Genomic DNA, 13,027 nt, shown 5'->3' with positions numbered 1-13,027 from the left:
GAACGACACTGGTGAGATTACCGGAGAGTTGCCCTCTCCCCCAGGACCGCGCGCCCGATTCGCAGGTGTGTCGCGCCCGCGGCGACGGCGTCCTCGAAGTCACCGCTCATGCCGGCCGACACGACGTCCGCGCCCGGGTGGGTCGCGCGCACCGTGTCACCGAGCTCACGCAGCTGCTCGAACACCGGCCGCGGCGGCACGCCGAGGGGCGCGACGGTCATCAGCCCACGCAGGCTCAACCGGGGCAGCTCCGCCACCAGGTCGGCCAGGGCCGCCACGTCGGCGGGCGCCGTGCCGGAGCGGCCGGGGTCGGCGAGGTCGAAGTCGACCTGGAGCAGCACCTCGAGGTCACGCTCGGCCGCCTCGGCCCCACGGGACAGGGATCGGGCCAGCTTGGCCCGGTCGACGCTCTGCACCACGTCCGCGTAGCGCGCGACCGCCCCGGCCTTGTTGGTCTGCAGGCCCCCGACGAAGTGCAGGCGTGGCGCGGTGACGCCGTCGGCGAGGAGGTCGTCGAGCTCGGCCCGCTTGTCGCCGGCCTCGGGATGACGGTTCTCCCCCACGTCGGTGACACCGAGCTCGGCCAGCAGCGCGACGTCGGAGGCCGGGTAGGTCTTGGTGACCACGATCGTGGTCACCTCCTCCGGCGCACGGCCGGCAGCGGCGCACGCGGCGTGGACCCGCTCGCGCACCTCGGCCAGGTTGGCGGCCAGCTCGTCGTGACGGCTCATGGCACTCCCTCTTCCTCGATCAGTGGCGCAGGACGACGACGGCGCCCATGCGGCCTGCCCGGTCACCCTGACGGCGGTGGGACCAGAAGCGGTCGTCCTCGATCGTGCACGCGTCGCGGCCGATGTCGTGCACGGTCACGCCGAGCGCCCGCAGCTGGGAGACCACGCCGGCTCCGACGTCGACCGCGGGTGTCCCCCACGACGTGGTGGACCGGGTGCCGGGCACGGCGGACTCGACGGCGTCGGCCATGTCCTCCGGCAGCTCGTAGCAGCGTCCACAGGCGCGTGGGCCCACCCAGGCGTGGAGGAGGTGCGCGTGCCCCGGGTCCATAGCAGCCACCGCCGCTGGGACGACTCCCCGGACGAGGCCCTCACGCCCGGCGTGCACGACGCCGACCAGGGGCTCCGCCCGGTGCGCCAGCACGACCGGGGTGCAGTCGGCGACCCGGACCACCAGCGCCACGTCGAAGTCATGCGTCACGAGCGCGTCGGCGGTCTGCGAGCCCGACCCTCGGTGCGTCACCCGGCCGACGTCCGCCCCATGCACCTGCCGCATCGAGGCGACGGCAAGCGTCTCGTCAGACCCCGCGTCGTTCCACAGCGCCTCGGCCACCCGACGACGCGTGGCGACGTGCTCGGGGTCGTCCGTGCGCCCCAGGTCGGTCGAGGCATCGGTGAAGCCGATCTCGGCCCACCCCAGGTCGTCGCGGTGGAAGAACACGTCGTCGACGCTACCGCCCGCGTCCGACCTGCTCAGCGCAGGAAGTCCGGGATGTCGAGGTCGTCACCGTAGGGCACCTCGCGCGGCTCGCGGGCCGGCACGGAGCGGGGGTCGCCCGACGGCACCGGGTCGGCCTGCGTGGACGCGGAGTACTTGCCGCCGGTGTAGGTCTCGGCCGTGGGAGGAGGCGTGGCGGCCTGCTCCTGGGCACCCTGCTCCTTGAGCAGCGCCGGCTGGGAGGAGTCGCGCGACTTCGGCTCGCCGCCGTCGAACCCGGCCGCGATCACGGTCACCCGGACCTCGTCGCCCAGGGCGTCGTCGATGACGGCACCGAAGATGATGTTGGCCTCGGGGTCCACGGCGTCGGCGACCAGGCCGGCCGCCTCGTTGATCTCGAACAGGCCGAGGTCGGAGCCGCCGGCGATCGAGAGCAGGACCCCACGGGCCCCCTCGATCGACGCCTCGAGCAGCGGGCTGGAGACGGCCATCTCGGCGGCGACCGCCGCGCGCTGCTCACCGCGCGCCGAGCCGATGCCCATGAGGGCCGAGCCCGCGTCGGACATGACGGACTTGACGTCGGCGAAGTCGAGGTTGATCAGGCCCGGCGTGGTGATCAGGTCGGTGATGCCCGAGACGCCCTGGTGCAGCACCTGGTCGGCCTGGCGGAACGAGTCCAGCAGGCTCACGTTGGGGTCGCTGATCGACAGCAGCCGGTCGTTCGGGATGACGATGAGGGTGTCGACCTCCTCGCGCAGCGCCTGGATGCCGGCGTCGGCCTGCCCGGAGCGGTTGCGGCCCTCGAAGGTGAACGGGCGCGTGACGACGCCGATCGTCAGGGCACCGAGGGAGCGCGCGATGCGGGCGACGACCGGCGCACCACCGGTGCCGGTTCCGCCGCCCTCGCCCGCGGTGACGAAGACCATGTCGGCGCCCTTGATGGCCGCCTCGATCTCCTCCGCGTGGTCCTCGGCGGCGCGCTTGCCAATGTCAGGGTTGGCGCCGGCGCCGAGTCCGCGGGTCGAGTCACGGCCGACGTCGAGCTTGACGTCGGCGTCGCTCATGAGCAGCGCCTGCGCGTCGGTGTTGATCGCGATGAACTCGACGCCCTTGAGGCCGACCTCGATCATCCTGTTCACGGCGTTCACGCCGCCGCCGCCGATGCCGACGACCTTGATCACGGCGAGGTAGTTCTGGACCGCCATGTGCGATGCCTTTCAGGAGAGGTGAGCCGAGCTGTGGAGCCGGTGAGGTTGTAAGTCTTAACGTGAACGACAGGGTTATAGTTATGTCAACCTGCTGTCTGACGCTCACGCTACGCGCGACCGCGACGGCCACCTCGCAGACACGCCGCGTGTCGCCGGTTCGTTGCCGTCCGTGTCCCCTCCCGAGGCCGACGGCCGGACTTACTGGCGCGTGGTCGGCTGCTCGGGCGCGCTCACGTCGTACCCGGTCGCGTCGATCCGCAGCAGGGCCTCGAGGACCCGGACCTTCTGCTCCGGCTTGGCCGCGCTCCCCCACGTGACCGTGCGGCCCTTCGTCAGGTCCAGGGTGACGGCGTCACGGCTCGGCGCGTCGACCGACTGCACGAGCTCCATGAGGGAGGGCGCGTCGGCCCTGAGTCGGGAGACCACCGACGCCGCGGCCACGAGCGCCAGCTGGCGCTGCCGTGGTTCCGTGGCGGTCGTGGCGACCTCCACCAGTCCCTTCGGCTCCTTCGACAGGGTCCGGAAGTCCACGCCGAACCGGTCGAGGGCCCGGATCCGGCCGTCGACCCTCGTCCAGGCCACCGCTGTCCGCTCGGTGACGACCACCGTGACGGTGCGCGGCCAGCTGCGCTCGACCTCGACGTGCTCGACGCGTTCGAGCCTGGCCACGCGGGCCGCAGCGGCGGACGTGTCGACCCGCGCGAGCGGGGTACCGGGGGTCAGGTCGGCCGCGGTGCGCACCTGTTCCGGCTTCAACGTGCTGAGCCCCTCGACCTGCACGGTGCGGACACCGAGCAGGTCCGAGAACCAGATCACCCACACGAGCCCGACGACGGCGGCGACGCCCAGCACTCCCCCCAGCCAGCGCAGCAGGCGCCGACGGCGGTCCTGTCGGCGCCGGAGGGCGAACCGTTCCTCGCTCATGCTCCCGACGCCTCGCGGGTCCGCAGACCCTCGAGGATGCGCGGTCCGACCGTGGTGACGTCGCCGGCCCCGAGGGTGAGCACGAGGTCGCCGTCGCCCAGCTCGGGCAGGAGCGCCGCGTGCACCGACTCCACCGGTCCACCGGCCGACGCCGGCGGTCCGTGGACGGCGTCGACCACGAGCGCGGCCGTGACGGCGGGATCGGGATCCTCCCGCGCGAGGTACAGGTCGGCCACCACCACGCGATCGGCGGACGACAGGGCCTGCCCCATCTCGGCGCCGTAGCGACGGGTGCGGCTCACCAGGTGCGGCTGGTAGACGACGACGAGGCGACCGTCCCCGGCGAGCGACCGTGCGGCCGCCAGGTCGGCGCGGATCTCGGTGGGATGGTGCGCGTACGAGTCGTAGACCGTGACGCCGTCGACGGCGCCGAGGCGCTCCATGCGGCGTCGGGCTCCCCCGTACGTGGCCAGGCCGGCCACGAGGGCGTCGGCCGGGTGTCCGAGGCGCAGGCCGACAGCCAGGGCCAGCAGGGCGTCCTGGGCGTAGTGCGCACCGGGCACGGCCAGCTGCACCGGCAGGCCGGACAGGCCCATGCCGTCGACGAGGAAGGTGGTGGCGCCCTCGACGACACGGACGTCGCGGGCCCTCAGCTCGTCGTCGGGGTGGTCGGGGACCTGCGTCGACGGGTCGATTCCGGTGGTCACCACGTCGAGGCCGCGAGCCCGCCCGACCGCGACGAGGGCGGCGGCGCCGGGGTCGTCGGCGCCCACGACGAGCAGTTCCGCGACGGTGCCGACGAACTCGTCGAAGGCGGCGGCGTAGGCCTCCTCGGTGCCCCACGTGTCGAGGTGGTCGGCGTCGACGTTGGTCACGACGGCCACGGCGGGCTCGTAGTGCAGGAAGGCGCCGTCGCTCTCGTCGGCCTCGGCGACGAGGAGGTGTCCCGCGCCGAGCCGGGCGTTCGTGCCGAGGCTCGCGACCTCGGCGCCGATCGCGAAGGACGGCTCGGCGCCCGCGCCCACCATGGCGCACGTCAGCATCGCGGTGGTGGTGGTCTTGCCGTGGGTGCCCGCCACGGCGACGGTCCGACGGCCGGACATCACCGAGCGCAGCCCGGCCGACCGGGGCCAGAGGCGCGCGCCGGCCGCGCGGGCGGCGACGACCTCGGGGTTGTCCTCGCGGACCGCGGTCGAGACGATCACGGTGTCGACGCCCGCCACGTGCTCGGCCGCGTGACCGACGTGCACGGTGATGCCCTCCGACCGCAGGGCCCGGACGACGTCGGTGTCGGCGGCGTCGCTGCCGCTGACCGACACCCCCTGCTGCGCCATGAGACGGGCGATCGCCGAGAGCCCGGCGCCGCCGATGCCGACCAGGTGCACGCGGCCCAGCCCGTCGGGTCCGGGCACGGAGTCGGGAAAGGGGACCTTCATCGGCCCAGCTGCCGTCCGGCCGCGGCGACCACCATGCGGGCGAGGCGGACGTCGGCGTCGCGCGGCACGAGGTCGCGCGCGGCCGCCGACATCGCGGCCAGGCGCTCCGTGTCCTGCACGAGCGGGACGACCACGTGGTCGACCCACGACGGCGTCATGGCCTCGTCGTCGATCAGCAGCCCGCCCCCGGCCTGGACCACGGGGTGGGCGTTGAGCGCCTGCTCCCCGTTGCCGATCGGCAGCGGGACGAACGCCGCGGGAAGGCCCACGGCCGCGACCTCGGTGACCGTGTTGGCGCCCGCGCGGCACACCACGAGGTCGGCCGCGGCGTAGGCGAGGTCGATCCGGTCGATGTACTGCTCCACCACGTAGGGCGGTGCGCCTGCCGGACGGTCGAGCACCACCTCGTCGGGACGACCCGCGGCGTGCAGCACCTGGATGCCGGCCTCGGCGAGGTCACGCGCAGCTCCGCTGACCGCGTGGTTGATGCGTCGGGCACCCTGCGAGCCGCCCGTGACGAGGAGGGTCGGACGGTCCGGGTCGAGCCCGAAGTGCGCGCGGCCCTCCGCACGCGAGGCCGCGCGGTCGAGCCCGGAGATCTGGCGCCGGATCGGCAGGCCGACGTAGCGCCCGTGCCGCAGCGGCGTGTCGGGGAAGCTGGTGGCCACGTGCGTCGTGAAGCGCGCTCCGAGCCGGTTGGCGATGCCGGGCTTGGCGTTGCCCTCGTGCACCACCAGGGGGATGCGCATCCGCCGGGCCACGAGGTAGGCCGGCACCGACACGTAGCCGCCGAACCCCACGACCACGTGCGGCTTGACGCGCTCGAAGACGTCCTGCGTCTGGGCGACGGCGGCGCGGAGACGGCCGGGCACCCGGAGCATGGCGATCCCGGGACGTCGGGGCAGCGGCACCGGAGGCACCAGCTCGAGCGGGAACCCGGCCTCCGGGATGAGCGTGGTCTCCAGACCACGAGGGGTGCCGAGGCAGGTGACGTCCACGCCCTCGTCGCGCAGGACGGCCGCCGTGGCGAGCAGGGGCGAGGTGTGGCCGGCGGTGCCACCGCCGGCGAGCAGGGCGCGCACCGCTCATCGCCTCCTGGCTGCGTTGCGTCGGGCGCGACGGGCCTTGCTGGCGGCGAGGGCGCGCTTGGCCCCCGGCTCCGTCGTGGCGCAGCTCAGCAGGACGCCGCAGCCCACGAGGGTGACCAGCACGCTCGAGCCGCCGTAGGAGAGCAGCGGCAGCGGGATGCCGATGACCGGGAGCAGACCCAGCACCATGGCGATGTTGATCATGGCCTGCGCGGTGATCCAGACGGTGATGCCGGCCGCGGCGTAGCGAGCGAAGGGATCGCGGCTGCGCGTGGCGATCCGCACGCCCGCGACGGCGAGCAGCACGAACAGGACGAGGACGACGAGGCTGCCCAGCAGGCCGAGCTCCTCGCCGACGACGGCCAGGATGAAGTCGGTGTGCGCCTCGGGAAGGGAGCCCCACTTCTGCCGGCTGCCGCCGAGACCGACGCCGCCGAAGCCGCCCCGTGCGAACCCCATCATCGCGTGGACGGCCTGGTAGCCGTCCTTGTCCGGGTCGGCGAGCGGGTTGAGGAAGCTCAGCATGCGCGCCACGCGGTGCGGCGCGGTGGCGACGAAGAACACGCACAGGACGCCGACGAACGCCACGATCGCGCCGAGGTAGCGTCCTGGCAGTCCGGCGACCCAGAGCATGCCGACGATGACGGCGAAGAGGACGAGCGCCGTGCCGAGGTCGTTCTGCGCCACGACGAGCGCGGCACACGCTCCGGCGACGATGAGCATGGGCAGCAGGATCAGGCGCGGCGTGTCCAGGTGCTTCTGCCGACGCGCGTAGTGGTCGGCGATCCAGAGCACGAGCGCGAGCTTGAGGAACTCCGACGGCTGCAGCCGGAAGCCCGCCGCGACCGGGATCCAGTTGGTGTTGCCGTTCACCTCCACGCCCACGCCCGGGATGAACGTGGCGAGCGTCAGGCCGATGGACACGACGAGCCCGGGCAGGATGAGCTTGCGCAGGGTCGCGAGCGGCAGCCGGGTCACGAGGTAGGCGCCGACCAGGCCCACGACGGCCAGCACGAGCTGGCGCTGCACGATCGCGAAGGAGTTCCCGTACACCTGCAGCGACAGCACGGAGCTCGCGCTGAGCACCATGATCAGGCCGAGCCCGAGCAGCAGGGCCGTGGTCCCGAGCACCAGCTGGTACGACGCGAGGGGTCGGTCGAGCAGGCGCTGGGCACCGCTCATCGGACCTCCGGCGCCTGCGCCGGAGGCCGGGCGGCGATCGGTCGTGCTCATCGGCCGCTCACGTCGCTGGTCATGAGACGCTCACGCTTCGGGGAGCCGTCGCACCGACGCGGCGAACGCGTCGCCTCGGGCGGCGTAGTCACGGAACTGGTCCATGGACGCGCATCCGGGGGCCAGCAGCACCGAGTCACCGGGGCGGGCCATGGCTGCAGCAGCCGCGACGACGTCGTCCATGAGCTCATCCTCCCCGGCCAGGACCTCCGTCACGGGCACATCCGGCGCGTGTCGGGCCAGCGCCTCGGCGACGACCGCACGGTCGGCACCGATGAGCACCACGCCGCGCAGCCGATCGGCGACGGCCTCGACGAGGTCGTCGAAGCGCGCACCCTTCGCCAGTCCCCCGGCGATCCAGACGGCCGACGGGACCCCCCGCAGCGACGCGAGCGCGGCGTGCGGGTTGGTCGCCTTGGAGTCGTCGACGTAGCGGACGCCGCCGATCTCGGCCACCAGCTCGGAGCGGTGCGGCCCGGGCCGGAAGTCACGCAGCCCGTCGCGCACGGCGCGGGCCTCGACGCCGTGGGCGCGGGCCAGGGCGGCTGCCGCGAGGGCGTTGGCCACGGTGTGGGGTGCGTCGTCGGGCAGGTCGCTCACCGAGCCCAGCTCGGCGGCGCTGGTCTGACGGTCGGGCGCGAAGGCACGGTCCGCGAGCAGGCCGTCGACCACGCCGAGCATGCCGGGAGCAGGGACCCCGAGCGTGAACCCGATGGCGCGGGCGCCGTCCTGCACGTCGGCGTCGCGGACCAGCTGCTCGGTGGTGGGGTCCTCGACCGCGTACACGCACGCCTTCTCGACGTTCTCGTAGACGCGGCCCTTGGCGCGGGCGTACTCGTCCAGCGAGCCGTGCCAGTCGAGGTGGTCGTCGGCGACGTTGAGCACCGCGGCGGCCTCGGCCGCGATCGAGTCGCTCCAGTGCAGCTGGAAGCTCGACAGCTCGACCGCCAACACGTCGAGCGGCTCAGGGTCCATGACCGCCTCGAGCACGGGGCGGCCGACGTTGCCGACCGCGGCGCTGCGCAGGCCCGCCGCACGCAGGATGGAGTCGAGCATCTGCACGGTAGTGGTCTTGCCGTTGGTCCCGGTGACGCACAGCCAGGGCGGCGCGTCGGCGGCCCGCAGTCGCCAGGCCAGCTCGACCTCGCCCCACACCGGGAGCCCACGGTCGGCGGCCGCCCGCAGGACCGGCGCCTCCGGGCGCCAGCCCGGCGAGGTGACGACCAGGTCGACGTCGTCCGGCAGCTCGGCCGTGCTGCCGGCACGCAGTCGCAGGTCGACCCCGAGCGTCTCCAGCAGCGTGGCTCGCTCCTCGTGGGCCGAGCCCGGGACGGGCGCGTTCTCGTCGAGCACGACCACGTGGGCACCGAGGTGCTGCAGGGTGTCGGCGGCGGCGAACCCGCTCACGCCGAAGCCGGTGACCACGGCGCGCACGGCGGACCAGTCGTCGTCGCGGCCGAGGGACCCGACGTCGGGACGCTCCGCGGCACTCATGCGACCACGTCCGTGGTGGGTGCCGCGCTCACAGGCGGGCGAGCCATTCCCAGTAGAAGACGCCGAGCCCGGCCGCGACGCAGAGGCCGCTGATGATCCAGAAGCGGACCACGATGGTGATCTCGGCCCAGCCGAGCAGCTCGAAGTGGTGCTGCAGCGGTGCCATGCGGAAGATCCGCTTGCCGCCGGTGGCCTTGAAGTAGGCCACCTGCAGGATGACCGACGCGGTGATGGCGACGAACAGGCCGCCGATGATCACGAGCAGCAGCTCGGTGCGGGTCATGAGGGCGAAGCCGGCCATCGCGCCGCCGAGCGACAGCGAGCCGGTGTCGCCCATGAAGATCTTGGCCGGGGAGGCGTTCCACCACAGGAAGCCGAAGCAGGCGCCCGTGATGGCGGCCGCCACGACGGCGAGGTCGAGGGGGTCCCGCACCTCGTAGCAGCCGAGGACGTCCTCCGTCGCACAGCTCTGGTTGTACTGCCAGACGTTGATGATGATGAAGGCGCCGAAGACCATGACGGAGGCACCGGTCGCGAGGCCGTCGAGGCCGTCGGTCAGGTTCACGCCGTTGCTCGCCCCCGCGATCATGAGCAGCACCCACACGACGAGCAGCACGGTGGGCAGCTGGGTCCCAGGGATGTCCCTCGTGAACGAGATGGCGTGCGAGATGGGGGTGCGGCCGTTCTCGTCCTCCCAGCCGATGGCGAGGATCGCGAAGACCAGGCCCACGAGCACCTGGCCGATCATCTTGGCCTTGCTGCGCAGCCCGAGGCTGCGCTGCTTGGAGATCTTGATGTAGTCGTCGAGGAAGCCGATGAGGCCGAGTCCGGCGAAGAGGAACAGCAGCAGGATCGCCGACGCGCTCGGCGCGTAGCCGGTCACGAGCTTCGCGACGGCGTAGGCGACGAGCGACGCGAGGATGATCACCGTGCCGCCCATCGTGGGCGTGCCGCGCTTGACGTGGTGCGACGTCGGTCCGTCGTCGCGGATCAGCTGGCCGTAGCCCTTCTTGACGAGCACCCGGATGGCCACACGGGTGCCCAGGAGGGTGCCGACGAGGGCGAGGGCTGCGGCGATCAGGACGGCGAGCATGGGGGCGGGATCCTCTCGGCGGTTCGGGGGGTGGGGGGACGTGGGCGGGCTCAGGGTCGTGCACGAGTATGCCGGTCAGGCGTCGAGGAGTCCTGCCGTGACGCGCTCGAGGCGCGCTCCCCTCGATGCTTTCACGAGCACGACGTCTCCCGGCTCGAGCCACGCGCGGAGTGTGGTGAGCGCCACGTCGACGTCGGGCACCTCGCGGGCCTGCGCACCGGCACCCTCGGCGACCCCGCGGGCACCCTGGCCGACGGCCAGCACGAGGTCGAGGCCGGCGTCGGCCGCCGCACGGCCGACCTCGACGTGCCGGAGGTGGGCCTCGGCGCCGAGCTCGAGCATCTCCCCCAGGACCGCGACCCTGCGCGTGGCGTCGATCGTCCGCAGCGTCTCGATCGCGGCGACCACCGACTCGGGGTTGGCGTTGTAGGAGTCGTCGAGCACGACGACGCCGTCGGACCGCTCGAGCCGCTGGAGCCGCTGGGCGCTGGCGGAGCGGTAGTCCGAGAGCACCTGCCCCTCGACCCGCTGGTCGAGGGCAGCGGCGACCGCAACGGCGGCCGCGAGGTTGAGGCCCTGGTGGGCACCGGGCAGCGGCACGTGGGTCGTCCAGCGTCGGCCTGCCCGTGAGAGCGTCACGTCCGGCTCGCCGCGCCCGTCGACGTGGACGTCGTCCAGGCGCACGTCGTCGGGGCCGTCGGCGGTCCGGCCGAACCGCACCACGGCGGCACCGGCCGGCACGCGCGCCGCCATGGCGGCGACCCGCGCGTCGTCGGCGTTGAGCACCGCGACGCCATCGGGCTGCAGACCTTCCACGATCTCGCCCTTGGCCACGGCGATGTTGTCGACCGACCCGAACTCGCCCACGTGCGCACTGCCCACGTTCAGCACGACCGCCACGTCCGGCGGCGCGATGCTGCACAGCCGGGCGACGTGCTCGACCCCACGGGCGCCCATCTCGACCACCAGGTAGCGGGTGTCGTGGTCGGCCCGCAGGACCGTGATCGGGACGCCGAGCTCGTTGTTGTAGTTGCCGGCCGTCGCCACGGTCGGGCCCGCGCGACCCAGCAGGTGGGCGACGAGGTCCTTCACGCTGGTCTTGCCCTGCGACCCGGTGATCGCGACGACCTCGGCGTCGATCTCGTCGGCCACGTGGCGCGCCAGACGTCCGAGCGCGGCCGTGACGTCGTCGACCACGACGGTCGGTGCCTCGACCGGCCGGGACCCGAGGACCGCGACCGCTCCGCCGTCGAGCGCGGACTGGACGAAGTCGTGGCCGTCGACGTGCTCGCCGGCCAGGGCGACGAAGAGGCCGCCGCCCTCGACCGCACGCGAGTCGAGGGTGGCCGGACCGGTGACCACGACGTCGCCGTCGCCGTGCACCACGCCGTCGACCACCCGGGCCACCGCGGAGAGGCTCATCGGGATCATGCGTGCTCCTCGATGAGGGCACGCAGCACGTCCCGGTCGTCGAACGGGTGGACCACGTCGCCGACCTCCTGGCCCTGCTCGTGTCCCTTGCCCGCCACCACGACGGTGTCGCCGAGCTCGGCGACGGACACGGCGTGGGCGATCGCGTCGCGACGTCCCGGAACCTCGACGACCTCGGCAGCGCCACCGGAGGCTCCGGAGAGCACGGCACGGCGGATCGCGGCAGGGTCCTCGGTGCGGGGGTTGTCGTCGGTGACCACCACGAGGTCGGCGTAGCGGGCCGCGACCTCGCCCATGAGCGGCCGCTTGCCGTGGTCGCGGTCGCCGCCGGCGCCGATCACGACGACGAGCCGGCCTGCGGTGACCGGCCGAAGGGCCGTCAGGACCGCCTCGACGGCGTCGGGCTTGTGCGCGTAGTCGACGACGGCCGTGAAGCTCTGGCCGGCCTCGACCCGCTCCATGCGGCCGGGGACGCCCCGGCTGGTCTCGATGCCGGCGGCGAGCGCGGCCGGGTCGTGGCCCACCGTCGCGAGCGACGAGATGACCGCGAGGGCGTTCGCGACGTTGAACACGCCGGGCAGGGGGACGTGCAGCTCCAGCTCCAGGCCGTCGGGGCCGAGGACCTCCAGGTCCGTCCCGAGGCGGTGCGGGCGCACGTTGGCCGCGCGCCAGTCGGCGACCCGTCCCTCCGTCGAGAAGGTCGTGACCGGCAGGGAGGTCAGCTCGACGAGGCGTCGGCCGTGCTCGTCGTCGACGTTCACGACGGCGCGCCGGGCGTGCTCGGAGGTGAACAGGCTCGCCTTGGCCGCGAAGTACTCGTCAAGGTCGCGGTGGAAGTCGAGGTGGTCGCGTCCGAGGTTGAGGAACGTGGCGACGTCGAAGGCGAAGCCGTCGACGCGACCCTGCACGAGGGCGTGGCTGGAGACCTCCATCGCGCAGAGCTCGACCTGCTCCTCGCGCATGACCGCGAAGAGGGCCTGGAGGTCCGGCGCCTCGGGGGTCGTCAGCGCCGAGTCGGCCGCGATCCCCCGCACCCGGGTCCCGATGGTGCCGACGACCGCGCTGCGGGCGGCGCCGACGGCCGACTCGGCCAGGTAGGTGCTGGTGGTCTTGCCCTGCGTGCCGGTGATGCCGAGGGTCGTGAACGCCGTGGTCGGGTGGTCGTGGAACCAGGCGCTGAGCTCGGCGAGTCGCGACCGGGGTCCGTCCACGACGATCGTGGGCAGCGTGGAGAGGCGGGACGCGCCCTCGGCGTCGGTCAGGACGGCGACCGCACCTGCCGTCTCGGCGGAGTCGACGAAGTCGGCCCCGTGCGCGCGGCCACCGGGCAGGCCCGCGTAGAGGTCGCCGGGCCGCACCGTGCGCGTGCTGAGCGTGATGCCCGTGACCGCCGTGGCGTCCGCGGGCGTCCCAGGCCCCGGCACGCCGAGGTGGTCGGCCACGTCCGCGAGGGTGAGCGCCCGAACCTCCCTGGGCCGGGTCCGCATGATCGCCGTGGAGCCGTCGGAGTCCGTCACGATTCCAACGTAGCGAGTCCCCGCCATCTCCTCACCCCACCCCGGAACCCGTTCCACCCCCACCGTGCGGTACCCGCCGCCAACAGCAAGCGAGCACCCGCGAGCCAGGAACCCACCACCAACGGCAAGCGAGCGCCAGCGAGCGAAGCCGAGG

General features: G+C 73.3%; 11 protein-coding genes. All 11 read right to left on the bottom strand.

What is annotated here, in order from left to right:
- Positions 1-17 precede the first annotated feature (17 nt).
- Positions 18-731: a YggS family pyridoxal phosphate-dependent enzyme gene (locus ASF37_RS13580; RefSeq protein ID WP_056576363.1), complete on the bottom strand. Its 714-nt coding sequence runs from the start codon at positions 729-731 to the stop codon at positions 18-20.
- A gap of 19 nt (positions 732-750) precedes the next feature.
- Complete coding sequence (locus tag ASF37_RS13575; RefSeq protein ID WP_056581203.1) at positions 751-1,452, bottom strand: polyphenol oxidase family protein; 702 nt, start codon at positions 1,450-1,452, stop codon at positions 751-753.
- Between the two features lie 32 nt (positions 1,453-1,484).
- Positions 1,485-2,654 carry a cell division protein FtsZ gene (gene ftsZ / locus ASF37_RS13570; protein WP_055965763.1) on the bottom strand — a complete coding sequence of 390 codons (1,170 nt, stop codon included), beginning with the start codon at positions 2,652-2,654 and terminating at the stop codon, positions 1,485-1,487.
- Positions 2,655-2,855: 201 nt separating this feature from the next.
- On the bottom strand, positions 2,856-3,581 hold the full coding sequence (locus ASF37_RS13565; RefSeq protein WP_056555621.1) for a cell division protein FtsQ/DivIB: 726 nt from the start codon (positions 3,579-3,581) through the stop codon (positions 2,856-2,858).
- Positions 3,578-5,017 carry a UDP-N-acetylmuramate--L-alanine ligase gene (gene murC, locus ASF37_RS13560; protein WP_056555618.1) on the bottom strand — a complete coding sequence of 480 codons (1,440 nt, stop codon included), beginning with the start codon at positions 5,015-5,017 and terminating at the stop codon, positions 3,578-3,580. The genes ASF37_RS13565 and murC overlap by 4 nt, the downstream gene beginning before the upstream one ends.
- Positions 5,014-6,099, bottom strand: a complete 1,086-nt coding sequence (murG, locus tag ASF37_RS13555; protein ID WP_055965757.1) for an undecaprenyldiphospho-muramoylpentapeptide beta-N-acetylglucosaminyltransferase — start codon at positions 6,097-6,099, stop codon at positions 5,014-5,016. Before murG ends, murC begins: the two co-directional genes overlap by 4 nt.
- 3 nt (positions 6,100-6,102) lie before the next feature.
- Positions 6,103-7,338 carry a putative lipid II flippase FtsW gene (gene ftsW / locus ASF37_RS13550; protein ID WP_056581200.1) on the bottom strand — a complete coding sequence of 412 codons (1,236 nt, stop codon included), beginning with the start codon at positions 7,336-7,338 and terminating at the stop codon, positions 6,103-6,105.
- A gap of 30 nt (positions 7,339-7,368) precedes the next feature.
- On the bottom strand, positions 7,369-8,832 hold the full coding sequence (gene murD, locus ASF37_RS13545; RefSeq protein ID WP_056581197.1) for a UDP-N-acetylmuramoyl-L-alanine--D-glutamate ligase: 1,464 nt from the start codon (positions 8,830-8,832) through the stop codon (positions 7,369-7,371).
- 28 nt (positions 8,833-8,860) lie between these two features.
- The gene (gene mraY / locus ASF37_RS13540) at positions 8,861-9,925 is read right to left on the bottom strand and encodes a phospho-N-acetylmuramoyl-pentapeptide-transferase (RefSeq protein WP_055965751.1); all 1,065 of its coding nucleotides are present in this window, start codon (positions 9,923-9,925) and stop codon (positions 8,861-8,863) included.
- A 75-nt stretch (positions 9,926-10,000) separates the two neighbouring features.
- The gene (gene murF, locus ASF37_RS13535) at positions 10,001-11,356 is read right to left on the bottom strand and encodes a UDP-N-acetylmuramoyl-tripeptide--D-alanyl-D-alanine ligase (protein WP_056581194.1); all 1,356 of its coding nucleotides are present in this window, start codon (positions 11,354-11,356) and stop codon (positions 10,001-10,003) included.
- Positions 11,353-12,873 carry a UDP-N-acetylmuramoyl-L-alanyl-D-glutamate--2,6-diaminopimelate ligase gene (locus tag ASF37_RS13530; protein WP_235500007.1) on the bottom strand — a complete coding sequence of 507 codons (1,521 nt, stop codon included), beginning with the start codon at positions 12,871-12,873 and terminating at the stop codon, positions 11,353-11,355. The genes murF and ASF37_RS13530 overlap by 4 nt, the downstream gene beginning before the upstream one ends.
- Between the last annotated feature and the right edge of the window lie 154 nt (positions 12,874-13,027).

The sequence above is a fragment of the Aeromicrobium sp. Leaf289 genome, from assembly GCF_001423335.1.
In the GTDB taxonomy this organism is placed as follows: Bacteria; Actinomycetota; Actinomycetes; order Propionibacteriales; family Nocardioidaceae; genus Aeromicrobium.
Note: the sequence above shows the minus strand (reverse complement) of the source record. Positions and strands in the feature narration are given on the sequence as shown.